Raw genomic sequence first — 13,782 nt, 5'->3', positions numbered from 1 at the left:
GCCGCGCGGGCTCGTCGGCCCGGTCGGCGGGGCGGGTCTCCGATACCGGTGAGTTCAGCGGTCGATCGGCTCGAACTCGCCGGTCGGGGTGAGGATCCAGTGCACGCGGACGTCGTTCTCGTCCTCGGGGAGTGCGTCGTCGAACACCTCGGCGTCGTGCACGACGGCGACGATCGTCCCCGGCACGCCCGCCAGTGTGCGGTCGTAGTAGCCGGCGCCGCGGCCGAGACGCACGCCGCGCCGGTCCACCGCCACCGCCGGGACCAGGATCAGCTTGGCCTCGCGCAGGGCGTCCGGGCCGAGCCGGGGCCCGCCGCGCGGTTCGAGGAGGTTCCAGCGGCCGCGATTCAGGTGTTCCTCGCCGCGGTACTCGCCCCACTCCAGCGGCTGCGGCGGTCCCGGCGGCACGATCGGCAGCAGCACGCGCAGTCCCCGATCGCGGAGCGCGTCGAGCATGGCGGTCCCGCCGGGTTCACGACTGGTCGCGACATAGGCCGCCACGGTGTCGCCCTCGGCGACGTCGACGGGGAGCGCGTACATCGACACCGCGAGTTCGCCGATCGCCTGCGAGAGGATGAACGGGCTCATGGCGTCCCGCGCGGCCAGCAGTTCGGTGCGCAGCGCGGCCTTGTCAGCGGTCATCTCTGCGGTTCCCTTCACCTCCCGGGCCGACTGTGCCCGGTCACACGTCCGATCTTGTCAGACCCTCCAATAAGGTAACGCTCATGTCGCAGTCGAAGATCCCCCATACCGCGGTGGTTCCGGCGGCCGGTCTCGGAACCCGGTTCCTCCCGGCCACCAAGACCGTTCCCAAGGAACTGCTCCCCGTCGTCGACACCCCCGGCATCGAGCTGGTGGCCGAAGAGGCCAAGTCGGCGGGCGCCGAGCGGCTCCTGATCGTCACCTCGCCGGGCAAGGACGGCGTCGTCGCCCACTTCGTCGAGGACCTGGTGCTCGAGCACACGCTCTCCTCGCGAGGCAAGCAGGCCATGCTGGCCAAGGTGCGCAACGCGCCGTCGTTGCTCGAGGTGGCCTCGGTGATCCAGGAGAAGCCGCTCGGCCTGGGCCACGCCATCGGCTGCGTCGAGTCCGAGCTCAGCGACGACGAGGACGCCGTCGCGGTGCTGCTGCCCGACGACCTGGTGCTCCCCGGCGGCGTGCTCACCAAGATGGCCGAGACCCGCGCGCAGTACGGCGGCAGCGTGCTCTGCGCCATCGAGGTGAACGACGAGACGATCAGCGCCTACGGGGTGTTCGACGTGGACGACGTCCCGGCGCCGGGCGGCGGAGTGCGCCCCGACGTCAAACGGGTCAAGGGGATGGTGGAGAAGCCTCCGGTGACGCGGGCGCCGTCGAACCTGGCCGCCGCCGGACGCTACATCCTGGACCGCAAGATCTTCGACGCGCTGCGTCAGATCACCCCCGGCGCCGGCGGCGAGCTGCAGATCACCGATGCCATCGCGCTCCTGATCGAGCAGGGGGAGCCGGTGCACGTGGTGGTGCACGAGGGCACCCGGCACGACCTCGGCAACCCCGGCGGATACCTCAAGGCGGCCGTCGACTTCGCTCTCGACCGCGACGACTACGGTCCCGAGCTGCGGGCGTGGCTCACCACCCGACTGTCTCAATAGGGTCGGGACCCGAAGAGGCGCGATACGGTGGAGTTCCGTGCATCGAGTCCACGGAACTCCGCCGTCGGTGATCGGCCGGAATGGGCTGGGGGCCAGCGCGCCTGACCGATGCCGTCGCCGCCGTTGATTAACCTCGACCCAGTCGCATCAACCGACGCCGGGGCCGGCCCGGCGGTGAGGAGAAGACATGCGCTCGGTGCAGGACCAGCTGTCACTGGTGGCCGCCTCCGCGGTGGCCCCGCGACCGGTCCAGGTGGCCATCTCCGAGGCGCAGGGGCTGCTCTGCGCCGAGGAGGTCGTGACCGTGGCACCGCTGCCCGGCTTCGATCAGGTGGCCGTCGACGGATACGCCGTCCGCGCGGTGGACGTGGCTTTGGCCGGGACGCCCGCGCCCGCGGAGATGTCCGACCTGGACGCCGGCGACCTCGAGGTGATCCGCCCCGACGACAGCGACGACCTGGTGGTGCTCCTGCCCGTGGTCGGCGACGTCGCGGCCGGCTCCAAGACCCCGACGCGACTGCAGCCCGGTCAGGCCGTGCGGGTGCAGACCGGGGCGCCCATGCCGACGCTCGCCGACGCGGTGGTGCCGCTGCGGTGGACCGACGGCGGCGACCGCCGCGTGATGATCGGGCACGGCGTGGAGAGCGGCGACTACGTGCGCAGGCTCGGCGACGACGTGCAGCCCGGCGACATCGCGGTCCGCGAGGGCGCGGTGATCGGTCCGGCGCAGGTGGCGCTGCTCGCCGCCGTCGGACGCTCCCGCGTGCTGGTGCACCCGCGCCCGCGCATCGCGATCATCACAGTCGGCGACGAACTGGTCGACATCGACCGCGATCCCGGTCCGGGGCAGGTGTACGACGTCAACAGCTACGCCCTCGCCGCGGCGGCCCGCGATGCCGGCGCCGAGGTGCACCGCGTCGGCGCGGCGCAGCGCGACCGGGAGCGTCTCCGCGAGGTGGTCGAGGCGCAGCTGATCCGCTCGGAGATCGTGGTGCTGTGCGGTTCGGTCGGCGGCGAGGTGTCGCGGGACGTGGTGGAGGCGCTGAGCGACCTCGGCGACCTGGAGATCGCCCGGATCGCCATGCACCCCGGCTCGGTGCAGGGCTTCGGCCTGCTCGGCCGTGACGAGATCCCGACGTTCTGGCTGCCCGCCAACCCGGTGAGCGCACTGGTGACCTTCGAGGTGATGGTGCGGCCGCTGATCCGCATCGCGTTGGGCAAGCGGCAGCCGATGCGCCGGACCGTCACCGCCCGCACGGTGGGGCCGATCGTCTCGGTGGAGGGCCGCACCGGTTACCTGCGCGGGGAGCTGATGCGCGACGAACGCTCGGGCGAGTACCTGGTCCAGGTGATCGGCGAGTCGGTGACCGGCACGTCGCACCTGCTGGCGGAGCTGGCCGACGCGAACTGCCTGATCGTCGTCGACGAAGACACCGAGGAACTGGAGACCGGCGACCGCGTCGAGGTCATGTTCCTGGCCCAGCGCAACTGACCGCGGAGGTCCCTCATGCTCCGATGGCTGATCGAATCGCCGTCGCATCCCGGTTGGCCCGCCACGTTGGGGCCGCTCCGCGTGGATGCGGGCGTCGTCACCGTGCGGCCGATCCGCTCGCGCGATGCGCGCGCGTGGAGCCGGCTGCGCATCGAGAATCAGAACGAGCTGGTGCCGTGGGAGCCCACCGGGACGGGGGCGTGGAGCCGACGGCACGCGCCGTCGTCGTGGGCGCCGCTGCACTCCCTGCTCCGCGCCGAGGCCCGGCGGGGGAACGTCCTGCCGTTCGTGATCGAGGTCGACGGCGAGTACGCCGGACAGCTGACCGTCGGGAACATCCAGCGCGGCGCCGTCCGCAGCGCCTGGATCGGGTACTGGGTCGATTCCGGGGTCACCGGCCGGGGAGTGGCGACCGCGGCCGTGGCTCTGGGGGTCGACCACTGTTTCGGCCCGGTCGGACTCCATCGGATCGATGCGACGGTGCAGCCGGGCAACGGCGGCTCCCGGGCGGTGCTGCGCAAGGTCGGCTTCCGCGAAGAGGGGCTGCTGGAGCGGTACATGGACGTCAACGGCCGCTGGCGCGACCACCTGCTGGTGGCGTTGACCGTCGAAGAGGTGGTCGATTCCGCCGTCGACACCCTGGTCAGAGCGGGCCGAGCCCAGCCTGTCGAGTGATCGGCCGATAGGCTGACTGTGAATTGGCCGTGAGCGCGGCGCGCCTGAGTCGTAGTGTGGCTCGCGGGGCCTAGGTTGAAAAACGGGAAGACGTCGGTTCGTCGGAGAGGAGCAACCACGATATGAACTCATCGATCCTGTGGATCTTTCTGATCGCGGCGTGGCTGTTCATCATCATCCCGATGGTGTTGCGGGGACGGCCCGAATGCGCAAGACCACGGAGGCCGCGGCGAACACGCGGGTGCTCCATCGGGGCGGATCGCGTACGCTTGATTCACGCCGTAGCGCGGGGCGCCACCCGAGCGATCCGAAGTACGTCCGCAAGACCGTCAGCCCCGAGCCCACTGCGAACCGGGCCGAGATCGAGGAGACCGAAGTGCCCCTCAACGACGCCCAGGACGACGATGCCGCCGAGTCCGCGACCGTCGGCGCTGCGAAGAAGGCGGCCGATTCCGCCGATACCGAGACCGCGGCCGTTTCCGAGGCCGGGCGCGACGAGACCGAAACGGACGCTGACGACACAGTGATGGCCCGGGACTCCGATACCGACATCGACGACGATCCGACCGCCGAGCCGGACGGCGACACGCCGGCGGCCCGCACGCATGCGCCGCCCAGCCGGGAGGAACGCGGCCGCGGCGCCTACACGCACGAACGGGTGGCCGCGCGCGATGCCGCGCGGTACCGCGCGCGTCGTCGTATCGCGGGAGGTCTGGCCGCCGCAATGCTCCTCTCGCTGCTGAGCTGCTTCTTCTGGCAGCCGTACGGGTTCGTCGCCACCGCCATGGTGGTGGTGCTCCTGGGGCTGTACCTGTCCTTCCTGCGCCGTACGGCGATCGCCGAGCAGGAGTTCCGCGCCCAGCGTGCCGAACGACTCCGCAGGCACGCGGCCGAGGATGCGCGTCTGCGGCGCGAGCAGGAGCAGGAAGAGGAACTGCCCACGACGGCGAAGACGCCGTCCCGGCGTCGTCCCGGCGGCATGATCGTGCTGGAACTCGACGACGAGGATCCCGCGTTCGACCACCTGATGACGTACGACCTCGCCGAGGCGGTCGCCGCCGGGGTCGACGACGGTTACCGACAAGCGGTGTAGGAGCGCGTCATGAGCGAAGAGTGGTACTACGACGTCACCACCGGTACGGCGAGCAAGGGCAAGGTGGCCAACTCGTTGAACCGGATGGGCCCCTACCCGGACGAGGCCACCGCGCTCCGCGCGCTGGAGATCGCCGCCGCCCGCAACGCCGCGGCGGCCGACGACGAGGACGACTAGTCTCACACCGGTCGTCCCCGGCCGGTCGCGTCCGAGAACGTTTCGAGAACCCCGCAGGTCAGTCGACGACGGCCGCGGGGTTCTCCGCTATCCACTCCTGGGCCGAGGTGACCGCGCGCCGCAGCGCCACCCGCTCGCCGACGTAGGTGGCCGGAGCGCCGAGCAGTGGAATCCAGGCGAGCCGACGGAAGAACGACGGCGACTGCGGCCGCGCCGCGAGCGCCTTCTGGAGGTCGCGCAGCCACCGCGCGATCCGCCAGAGGCCCTTGAACACCGCGAGGAGGAGCCGCCCGCCCGACTGCGGGAACTCCTGCGGCTGCGCGTGGGTGAGGTGCGAACCGTCGACGTCGCGGCCGAAGAGCACCGAACCGAGCATCGCGATCTGGTGATCGCGGGAGATCACGCCGTACTCGCGTCCCACGGCGAGCACCGTCAGCGCCTGGCTCGCCGCACCGAGGGCGTCGCCGATCGGCAGCTTCTTGGTCCAGGCGCCGAAGATCCCGGGGAAGGCGACGGCCACGGTGCTGAGCGAGCCGATACGGGTGACCCACCAGTCCGCCCGCTCCCGGGTCGAGAGCTTCTCCCACGAGGCGGTGCCCGGCCAGTCGGCCACGTCGAGCGCGGTCGCGGCGGCGTCGGCCACCGAGACGGGGATGACGTCCCACCAGCGGCGCCCGAAGGTGCGACGCTTGAGATCGAACGGATCGGACCTGGCGAGGATGTCCAGCACGGGGTCCGCGACCGCGGCGGTGTTGTCGAGGATCGTCGCGATCTGGGCGTCACTCATGGCCATGGTGCCCCAGGTTACCGCGACGGAGGGCCCCGAATTTGGCTATCGGCGGAGCACTGTTAGACTGATTCACGGTTCACCACGGTGGCACCAGGGGCTATGGCGCAGTTGGTAGCGCGACTCGTTCGCAATGAGTAGGTCCGGGGTTCGATTCCCCGTAGCTCCACAGGAAACACCAGGTCAGACGGCTTCGCCCACATCGGGCGGGGCCGTCTTCTCGTCTGGTCCCCCGAATGTTCCGGGTTGACGGGGGGGCGACGCCGCGCAATGCGGCCGACGGCGGCGGGCGGGGACGCGGACGGCCTGACCGGTTACCGTCGAGACATGTCCTTCGTGAGCGGGATGGTCCCGGAGACCGCGGTGAAGGTGCTGCGCACCTACCTCCTCGCACTCACGATGTTTTACGGTCTCGCGGTCGTCGCCGAGCTGATCGAAGGCGGTTCCGGGGCGGCGTACCGGGGTGAGGCGATCGCCGTCGCGGCGAGTCTCGTCGGCCTGATCGTGCTCGGCACCCGGTTCGACTCGGCCGTACGACAGTCGGTCGCCTTCGCGCTCGCCTCGACCGCGGTTCCGATCACCGGGCTCTTTCACGAGCTGCCGCAGGCTCAGGTCTGGGTCCTGGTCCCGTCGATGCTGCTCGCGGTGTACGCGCGCACCGCCTACCGCACGAGCGTCGCCCGCCTGATCGCGCTCGGGATCAGCGTGCTCTCGCTGGTCTGCCTGGTGGTCGCACCGGCACCGGTGCCCGCGCTCTGGCTGGTGTTGTTCCCGTCCTGCATTCTGGCGTCCGGTGAGATCTTCGGCGGTCTGCATGCGACGCTGGTGCGGCAGGCGCTCAACGATCCGTTGACCGGTGTCCGCAACCGCGCCGGTATCGAGGTCGACTTCGCGGCGATGCAGTCCGTCGTCGCACGCCGCCGGGGCCTGCTCACCGTCGCCGTCTTCGACGTCGACGGTTTCAAACAGATCAACGACACCCGCGGTCATCCCGCCGGCGACGAGACGTTGACGGCGATCGCCGACGCACTCTCCGCGGCTCTGCCGAAGGGCGCGAGCGTCGGCAGGCTCGGCGGGGACGAGTTCGTCGCCGTCGCCGTCGGTCCGCTGAGCGACCATGGTCAGACGTTCACCCGTATCGCCGCGAGTCTTCCGACACCGGCCTCCGCCGGTTTCGCCGAAGCCCCGGCGGACCTGGCCGCGCTCGACGAGATGATCGCCGCCGCGGACCGCGACCTCTACCGGAGCCGCCGGCTCCGCCGGGCCGCCGAATCGAATCGGATCGAATGACACCGGTGCCCCCGAGTCGGCCGGGTCGGAGACGGCCGTGCGACGCCGTCGCGGTCCTCGGCGGGGAGTGTGATCGTCGAGGATGTCGACTACCGTCGAAGACCATGAGCAGGAACCGGATCGCGAGCGTCCTCCTCGCTTGGATCGTCGTACTCGGGGTGGCGTGCGGAGTCGTCCCGGCTCCCGCGCACGCGGTGCCGCCCGGCACCAACCCGGTGTACCCGACGCGGGAGGCGTGCGGCCTGGAGCGGACCTTCCACGACCGGGTCGCCTGCGGCGCCGCGCTCACCCAGCTGTTCCTGGAGGCGCACGGCGCATCGGACGTGGTGCGCGACACGGTGATCGTCCCGCCGAATCGTCGTGCGTACGTCGGATCGTCGGGCCCGGGGGTCGGTTCCTGGATCTGCGGATACGCCAACGTCCCGCAGCTCATGACGCTCGGCGTCCACCACTGCGATCGGACGACGTTCGTGCTGCCACAGAGCGGATGCGCCGCTCATGACGAACGACGCCCGGGCGACGGTGGTGCTCCTCCACGAGTCGGGCCACGGCATGCAGGAACGGGCGGGCATCGATCCGGTGACGCCGTCGCTGCTCGGCTCCGCAGAACAGCTGAAGCCGCTGGAACTGTCGGCGGACTGCTGGGCGGGGGTCGGCATCGCCTATCTGATCAAGAATCGGGACCTGCCGCCCGGTGCGCTCCGCCAGGCGCGTTCCGTGTTCGTCATGAGCGGCGATGCCGTACACGGCAACGCGTTCGAACGCGGCACGTCGTTCACGGCCGGATACCGTCGGGGTCCGGCGGCGTGCAACGAGATCGTCGGCCGACCGGTCTTCGGGTAGCGCGGTACTCCCTCCACGCACTCCGCCTTCGGTGCGGCGGTGCGGTCCTTCTGGCGGCACGGGCGTCCGGTTCGGGTGCGAGGACTGGCGTCGCCCGGTGCCGCGGCGGCTCGTCGGTCAGCCGCGCTCGGGCATCGACGTCGACACCGGCATGTGCAGCGCCAGTTGTCCCCGGGCGGTGACGTCCAGCTGAATCGTGCGGATCGGCTTCAGCGACCGCAGGTCGTCGCTCATCCGGCCGGAGCCGAGCCGCAGGTCCAGGCCGCGCGGGAGACGCCGGGAGCCGGCCGACAGCACGTTGATCTGGCTGACGGTGGCGTGCCAGCGATCGTCGATCGTCGTATAGGAGGTCAGCGTCGAGACGTGTTCGCCCGACCGACGGGCCGTCTGCTTCGGAGTGGCTGCGGAGAACGCCAGATCGAGGTCGCCGGCGTCGTTCGCGATGCGCGCGGAGGTCCGTTGGTCGTCGACCCGGACGTCGAGTCCGGTGACCCACTTGGGGAAGCCGTAGCCGTCGTGGCCGCGGACCTGGGCGATCCGGCTGCTCACCGGCAGCGAGAGGACGTAGGAGTGCAGCGCGTCGTTCTTGAGCCCGGCGGCCAGATCCACAATGCCCGGTCCGCCGTGCCGGGCGGGCCGCACGGCAATGCCGACGGCGGCCTCGGTGTAGAAGTCGATGTCGCAGACGTCGTAGCGGAAGGCCATCACCGAGATGATCCCGAGTCCCGGCGCGATCTCGAGCGGGGACAGCTCCCGGGGCAGGCGGGTCCTGATCGCCGCGGTCGGCGCGAGCATCGTGAGTCGGGCGGTGGAGATCCGGTAGTAGAAGTTCGGGGTCAGGGTGGGGCCGACGGGCGAGTCGACCCGGGTCTTGGTCAACGCGCGGAAGAAGTCGACGTCACCGACCCGGGGATCGCGTTCGATCTCGTCGAGATCGGTGTCCATCCGGAACCGGTCGTAGAGACCTCCCGCGGGGACGTCCACGATCCGTCCGCCGAGATCGACCTCCACGGTCTCCCGGGCGTCCTCGGTGCTCTGCGACATTGTTCGCTCCCTCCATGTAAACGGCGATCACAGAGAGGTTGGCACGACATGTGAACGGTGTCAACACTCGGGTTTCCGGTGGTGGCGAGGGTGTGCTCGGGCGAACCGGACTCCGAAGCCTTGGATGTTGACAGTGATTACATTCTGCTCGTAGGGTGTGCGATCACCGTTGACATCCGACGATTCCGAGGAGCCCCGCCGATGACCGAACGAACCCCGCAGACGACCGAACGAACCCCGCGTGCCCACGACCTCGTGCTGTTCGGGGCCACCGGATTCACCGGCGGCCTGACCGCCGACTACCTGGCCGAACACCTGCCGCCGGGGGCGAGCCTGGCGCTCGCGGGACGGAACCCGGCCAAGCTGGAGGCGGTGCGCGATCGCCTCGCCGGGATCGACCCGCGGATGGCCGAGGCCGCGCTTCTCCACGCGGACTCCGCAGACCCGGAGACGCTGACCCGGGTCGCCGAATCGGCGCGGGTGGTGATCTCGACGGTCGGTCCGTACCTGGAGCACGGCGGTCCGCTCGTGGCCGCCTGCGCCGCCGCGGGGACGGACTACGTCGACCTCACCGGGGAGCCGGAGTTCGTCGACCGGATGTATCTGGAACACCATGAGACGGCGGTGCGGACCGGCGCACGACTCGTCCACTCCTGCGGATTCGACTCCGTTCCGCACGACCTCGGGGCGCTGTTCACCGTCCGACGGCTGCCGTCCGGCGTGCCCCTCGCGGTGCGCGGAGTCGCCCGCACCAACGCCGCATTCTCCGGCGGCACTCTGCAGTCGGGTCTGGGCCAGCTGTCTCGGCTGCGGGCCATGCGGCAGGTGGCGGCCGCGCGCAGGCGGCGTGAGTCGGGGCGGCCGGGCGGTCGTGCCCGCGTGCGGATCGGCGTGCCGCGCCGCGACGGTCGTGTGGGCGCCTGGTTGATCCCGCTGCCCACGATCGACCCGGAGGTGGTCCGACGGTCGGCGCTCGCCCGCGACGACTACGGGCCGGACTTCACCTACTCGCACTACGCCGGGGCCCGGCGCCTGGCCACGGTGGTGGGGTCGGTCGTCGGCTTCGGTGCGGCGCTCGCCGCGGTGCAGGTCCCGCCGTTGCGGCGCGCGATCGGCGGGCTCGTCCCCGCGGGCGAGGGGCCTTCGGCGGCTCGTCGGGACGAGACCTGGTTCACCGTCGACTTCGTCGGCGAGGGCGGCGGCACGACCGTGCGCACGCGGGTCGGCGGAGGCGACCCCGGTTACGCGGAGACCGCCAAGATGCTCGCCGAGTCGGCGTTCTCCCTCGCCTTCGACGACAATCCGCCCAGCGCCGGCCAGGTCACGACGGCCGCGGCGATGGGGGAGAACCTCACGCGCCGGCTGATCGACGCGGGCCTGCGGTTCGAGGTGATCGAGTCGTCGGAGGGCGTGGTCGAGGGGCGCTGACGAGGGACGGGGCGTCGTCCGTCGTCGTCGGCGGGCCGGTGTCCGCCTTGTGATTCAAATACCCCCATGGGTATAGTCGACTCATCGGATATGCCCCCTGGGGCATGGATCGGAACACGAGGGGACGAAAGACTATGTGTCGAGCGGTCGAGTGCAAGATCTGCGGGAAGACCACGTGGGCGGGCTGCGGACAGCACGTCGCCATGGTCAAGGCCCGGGTTCCGGCGTCGCAGTGGTGCGGCGGAAAGCATTCGAAGTCCGAGATCGAGAAGGCTCGAGCAGAGCGCGGCGGCGGATTCTTCGCCCGCCTGTTCACGCGCTGACGAAACGAGAGAGGTTCACACCATGTGCCGACGAATCACCTGTTCCACCTGTGGGAAGCCGACCTGGACCGGCTGCGGACAGCACGTCGAGGAGGCGTTGGCGGGCGTTCCCGAAGCCGACCGCTGCCACTGCCGCTGAGCGACGACGATCAGTCGAATCGGGCGGGCCGCCCCTCGGGGGAGGCCCGCCCGCGGCGTGTTCAGAACGTCAGGCGGGTGACCGACGGACGGTGATCGCGGAGCCACGGCAGGTTGCTGATCCTCTTCAACACCGACGACGACCACGGCCCGCGTCCGGGCGGGAGATCGAGGTCGTCCACCGCGGTGACGCCGGGGATCTCGATGAGCCTCGCGGCCTCGCTGACGGTGAGCGCGAACGGCATCGGCGGAGCCTGGTAGTCCTCGGACAGGTCGAGCCCGGACAGCGTCTTGCGGGAGAACCAGTGGGGGATCGAGTCGAAGATCAGGACCCCGCCCGGGAAGCGCCGGGCGAGGAAGGCGATCAGGTCGTGCGCCTCGCCGGGGGTGAAGTACATCAGGAGCCCTTCGGCGGTGATCACCACGCCGTCGTCGGCGTCGATCCCGTCGGCCCAGGAGAAGTCCAGTGCGGAGCCGGGCCGGTGCTCGACGGCGTCTTCGGTCGGCAGGAGCCGCTCGCGCAGGGCGATCACCTCCGGCAGGTCCACGCTGATCCAGCGGTTCGACGGTCGGCCGAGCCGCCAGTACGTCGTCTGCAGTCCTTCGGCGAGCGCGACGACGGTGCCGCGCGGATGGGCGTCGAGGTAGCGCCGGATCTCGCGATCCATCAGCTGCGCCCGCAGCGGATGCGACTGGCTCGGCGCACCGAAGCGGTCGTAATCGGTGTCGACGGCCTCGTACAGTTCGACGGCGAGCACATCGCTGAACGGAGAGTCGGCGCGCAGGGCTTCCACGGCGCGGTTGCGCAGGGTCCACAGGGTGGTCTCGGCGACGTCGTCCAACTGGTCCCCATCAATGCGATCCATGAACTTAGGCTACCCTAAAAACAACTCATCCCGCCTGGCGCGAGCGGCAGGCGGGATGAGTTCCCTCCGACAGGGTTCGAGTCAGCCGATCGGGATCAGCCGATGCGCAGCAGCGTGATGGCGACGCTGAAGAAGTCGCCACCGAAGAGTGCGAAGGTGTTGGCCAGGCTGTTCAGCATGGAATTCTCCTTATCTTTGTGCGGTCGTCGAACATTCGTATTCGACGTACTGAGAGTCTGGCACGGTCGAGGCTGTCCGCTCAATCTCGTATGCCTCGGATCACAATGCGTTTCCGCAGGTCAGAATGGGTGTCCAGACTTTTGAACAGTTCTTCTCGGGGGTACTTTCGGAGTTTTTCGTGTCTATCTCGAAGGCGTGACCAACAGAATCACCCCGCCGGCCGAATGGCGGGCGGGGTGATTCTCCTCCGACTGGGTGATACGCGTCGAATCAGCCGATCGACAGCGTGAAAGCAATGCTCAGCAGATCACCGCCGAAGATGGTGAGATCGTTGAAGAACTGGGTCAGCTGGGGGAACATGTCGACTCCTGTCGTGAATGATTCGCGTACATCGTTTGATGTGCCAAAAGCGTTACACGACAACGGGATTCGATCACCTCGGGGGGTCTGGAATCACAATCGGACTTTTTCGTGTCATGTGACACACAGCGGTGTTCCGCGGCGGGCGGGGCGGGTCGCCGCCTCGTCATATGCGCCGCGCGCCGTGAATGATCGCCGCGGGCGTCATCCGGTCGTCATCGGGCGTTCACCGCATCAGGGGTGCGGCCGGGCGCATCGCGGACGAGGATGCTCGGAAGAACTCTCAATCTCTGATTGAGAGTTCAGGTGTGCCGGCGAGCGATGCCGGCCGCCTCCGCACGGCGCGGAGACCCCGAGCGTCGCGGCCTGAGATACTCATTCGCAGGCGACGCCGTCGCCGTCCCGATCGAGTTTGGACGAGTAGCCCGGCTGGCCCCGGAGCAACGGCGACTTGCCCGCGTCGCGCACCGCCGTGCAGTTCGGGTAGTACGCGGAGGAGTCGTCGGACGGGGGCTCGATCATCTGCCGCGGGGTGGTCGGCCGCGGGGCGGGCCGCTCGGTGGTCTGTGTCGTGACGGGCTGCGCGGTGGTCTGCGTCGAGGTGGGCGGCTGCGTGCGCCGGGCCGGTTCGGAAGCGGCCGTCGGGCCGGGTGCGACGGCCGGTGCGGTGCCGCCGCATCCGGTCAGCAGCCGTTCCATCACGGTCTTCTCCCCGGAGGTGACCCACAGGCGGTACGCGGCCTTCACCTCGATCTGCCGCGCGACGTACGTGCAGCGGTAACTGCGGTTCGGCGGCAGCCAGGTGGCGGCATCGCCGTCGCTCTTGCTCTGGTTGGTCGGACCGTCGACGGCCAGGAGATTGCGCGGATCGTTGGCGAAGGCACGGCGTTCGCCGGAGGAGAGCTGCTGGGCGCCCTTCTGCCACGCGTCCGACAGGGCGACGACGTGGTCGATCTGCACCGCCTGCGACGACTTCTCTCCGCGGGCGAACGAGATCGTCTTGCCGGTGTACGGATCCCGCAGCGTACCGGCGGTGATGATGCAGTCGCGCGTGCCCGCTTTGCTGACGACGCCGGTCAGGTCGCGGCGCAGGATGTCGTTGCGGGTGTCGCAGCCGTTGTGCCCGAACTCGACGTCGACGTCGTCGCTCCAGCCCCGCCCGAACATGTCGCGCGAGTATCCGGTCTTCGCCGCCCGGCCCTTCACCGGGATCCCGGCCAGGGTGCGCAGCGCGGTCGTGGACATCGCACCGAGGTCGGCGTTCCTCCCGGTCCGAGGGGCGGTGGTCGCGCCGGTGCCGGTCCGCTCGCTCCGGGCGCTCGTCGACGACCCGGTGCCCGGCTCGTCCTGCGGGCCGCACGCGGCCAGCGACATGGCCGCGGCCGCGGCCATCAGAAGGAGGCCGCCCCGGCGTGCGCGTGTGGTCATGACGTTCCCCCTGCTCGATTCGACACA

14 protein-coding genes and 1 tRNA gene are annotated in these 13,782 nt (G+C 70.0%); 10 read left to right on the top strand and 5 right to left on the bottom strand.

The features are described 5' to 3' along the window. Positions 1-54: 54 nt before the first annotated feature. Positions 55-642 (bottom strand): 5-formyltetrahydrofolate cyclo-ligase, encoded by a 588-nt coding sequence (locus QM809_RS00370; RefSeq protein WP_415043875.1) that lies wholly within the window; start codon positions 640-642, stop codon positions 55-57. Between the two features lie 83 nt (positions 643-725). On the opposite strand from QM809_RS00370, the gene QM809_RS00365 reads away from it, so the two are divergent. From QM809_RS00365 to QM809_RS00345, 5 genes are all read left to right on the top strand, one after another. Continuing rightward, positions 726-1,631 carry a UTP--glucose-1-phosphate uridylyltransferase gene (locus QM809_RS00365; RefSeq protein ID WP_415043874.1) on the top strand — a complete coding sequence of 302 codons (906 nt, stop codon included), beginning with the start codon at positions 726-728 and terminating at the stop codon, positions 1,629-1,631. Between the two features lie 187 nt (positions 1,632-1,818). Next, positions 1,819-3,123: a gephyrin-like molybdotransferase Glp gene (glp, locus tag QM809_RS00360; RefSeq protein ID WP_415043873.1), complete on the top strand. Its 1,305-nt coding sequence runs from the start codon at positions 1,819-1,821 to the stop codon at positions 3,121-3,123. A 15-nt stretch (positions 3,124-3,138) separates the two neighbouring features. Further along, positions 3,139-3,798: a GNAT family N-acetyltransferase gene (locus tag QM809_RS00355; protein WP_415043872.1), complete on the top strand. Its 660-nt coding sequence runs from the start codon at positions 3,139-3,141 to the stop codon at positions 3,796-3,798. 205 nt (positions 3,799-4,003) lie between these two features. Beyond that, positions 4,004-4,891 carry a gephyrin-like molybdotransferase receptor GlpR gene (gene glpR, locus QM809_RS00350; RefSeq protein WP_415043871.1) on the top strand — a complete coding sequence of 296 codons (888 nt, stop codon included), beginning with the start codon at positions 4,004-4,006 and terminating at the stop codon, positions 4,889-4,891. 9 nt (positions 4,892-4,900) lie between these two features. Then, positions 4,901-5,068 carry a hypothetical protein gene (locus QM809_RS00345; RefSeq protein WP_415043870.1) on the top strand — a complete coding sequence of 56 codons (168 nt, stop codon included), beginning with the start codon at positions 4,901-4,903 and terminating at the stop codon, positions 5,066-5,068. A 58-nt stretch (positions 5,069-5,126) separates the two neighbouring features. Here QM809_RS00345 and QM809_RS00340 read toward each other — a convergent pair whose 3' ends face one another. Next, a complete protein-coding gene (locus QM809_RS00340) occupies positions 5,127-5,861 on the bottom strand; it encodes a hypothetical protein (protein ID WP_415043869.1) in 735 nt (244 codons plus the stop codon). 90 nt (positions 5,862-5,951) lie between these two features. On the opposite strand from QM809_RS00340, the gene QM809_RS00335 reads away from it, so the two are divergent. The 3 genes from QM809_RS00335 to QM809_RS00325 all read left to right on the top strand — a co-directional run bounded on the left by QM809_RS00335 (position 5,952) and on the right by QM809_RS00325 (position 7,988). Continuing rightward, positions 5,952-6,024 (top strand) — tRNA-Ala (locus tag QM809_RS00335). Positions 6,025-6,182: 158 nt separating this feature from the next. Further along, on the top strand, positions 6,183-7,145 hold the full coding sequence (locus tag QM809_RS00330; protein WP_415043868.1) for a diguanylate cyclase: 963 nt from the start codon (positions 6,183-6,185) through the stop codon (positions 7,143-7,145). A gap of 498 nt (positions 7,146-7,643) precedes the next feature. Continuing rightward, positions 7,644-7,988, top strand: a complete 345-nt coding sequence (locus QM809_RS00325; RefSeq protein WP_415043867.1) for a hypothetical protein — start codon at positions 7,644-7,646, stop codon at positions 7,986-7,988. Between the two features lie 117 nt (positions 7,989-8,105). On the opposite strand, the gene QM809_RS00320 is transcribed toward QM809_RS00325, so the two are convergent. Next, positions 8,106-9,032, bottom strand: a complete 927-nt coding sequence (locus tag QM809_RS00320) for an acetoacetate decarboxylase family protein (protein ID WP_415043866.1) — start codon at positions 9,030-9,032, stop codon at positions 8,106-8,108. Between the two features lie 201 nt (positions 9,033-9,233). Between QM809_RS00320 and QM809_RS00315 the strand changes: the two genes are divergently transcribed. After that, positions 9,234-10,460, top strand: a complete 1,227-nt coding sequence (locus QM809_RS00315; RefSeq protein ID WP_415043865.1) for a saccharopine dehydrogenase family protein — start codon at positions 9,234-9,236, stop codon at positions 10,458-10,460. A gap of 134 nt (positions 10,461-10,594) precedes the next feature. Then, positions 10,595-10,783, top strand: a complete 189-nt coding sequence (locus QM809_RS00310) for a hypothetical protein (RefSeq protein WP_415043864.1) — start codon at positions 10,595-10,597, stop codon at positions 10,781-10,783. A gap of 200 nt (positions 10,784-10,983) precedes the next feature. On the opposite strand, the gene QM809_RS00305 is transcribed toward QM809_RS00310, so the two are convergent. After that, on the bottom strand, positions 10,984-11,787 hold the full coding sequence (locus QM809_RS00305) for a class I SAM-dependent methyltransferase (protein ID WP_415043863.1): 804 nt from the start codon (positions 11,785-11,787) through the stop codon (positions 10,984-10,986). 915 nt (positions 11,788-12,702) lie between these two features. After that, entirely contained in the window at positions 12,703-13,755 is a 1,053-nt protein-coding gene (locus QM809_RS00300) for a DUF1524 domain-containing protein (RefSeq protein WP_415043862.1), read from the bottom strand. Between the last annotated feature and the right edge of the window lie 27 nt (positions 13,756-13,782).

The organism is Gordonia sp. (in: high G+C Gram-positive bacteria), assembly GCF_047600385.1.
GTDB lineage: Bacteria > Actinomycetota > Actinomycetes > Mycobacteriales > Mycobacteriaceae > Gordonia.
This window is presented reverse-complemented; position numbering and strand designations above follow the sequence as displayed.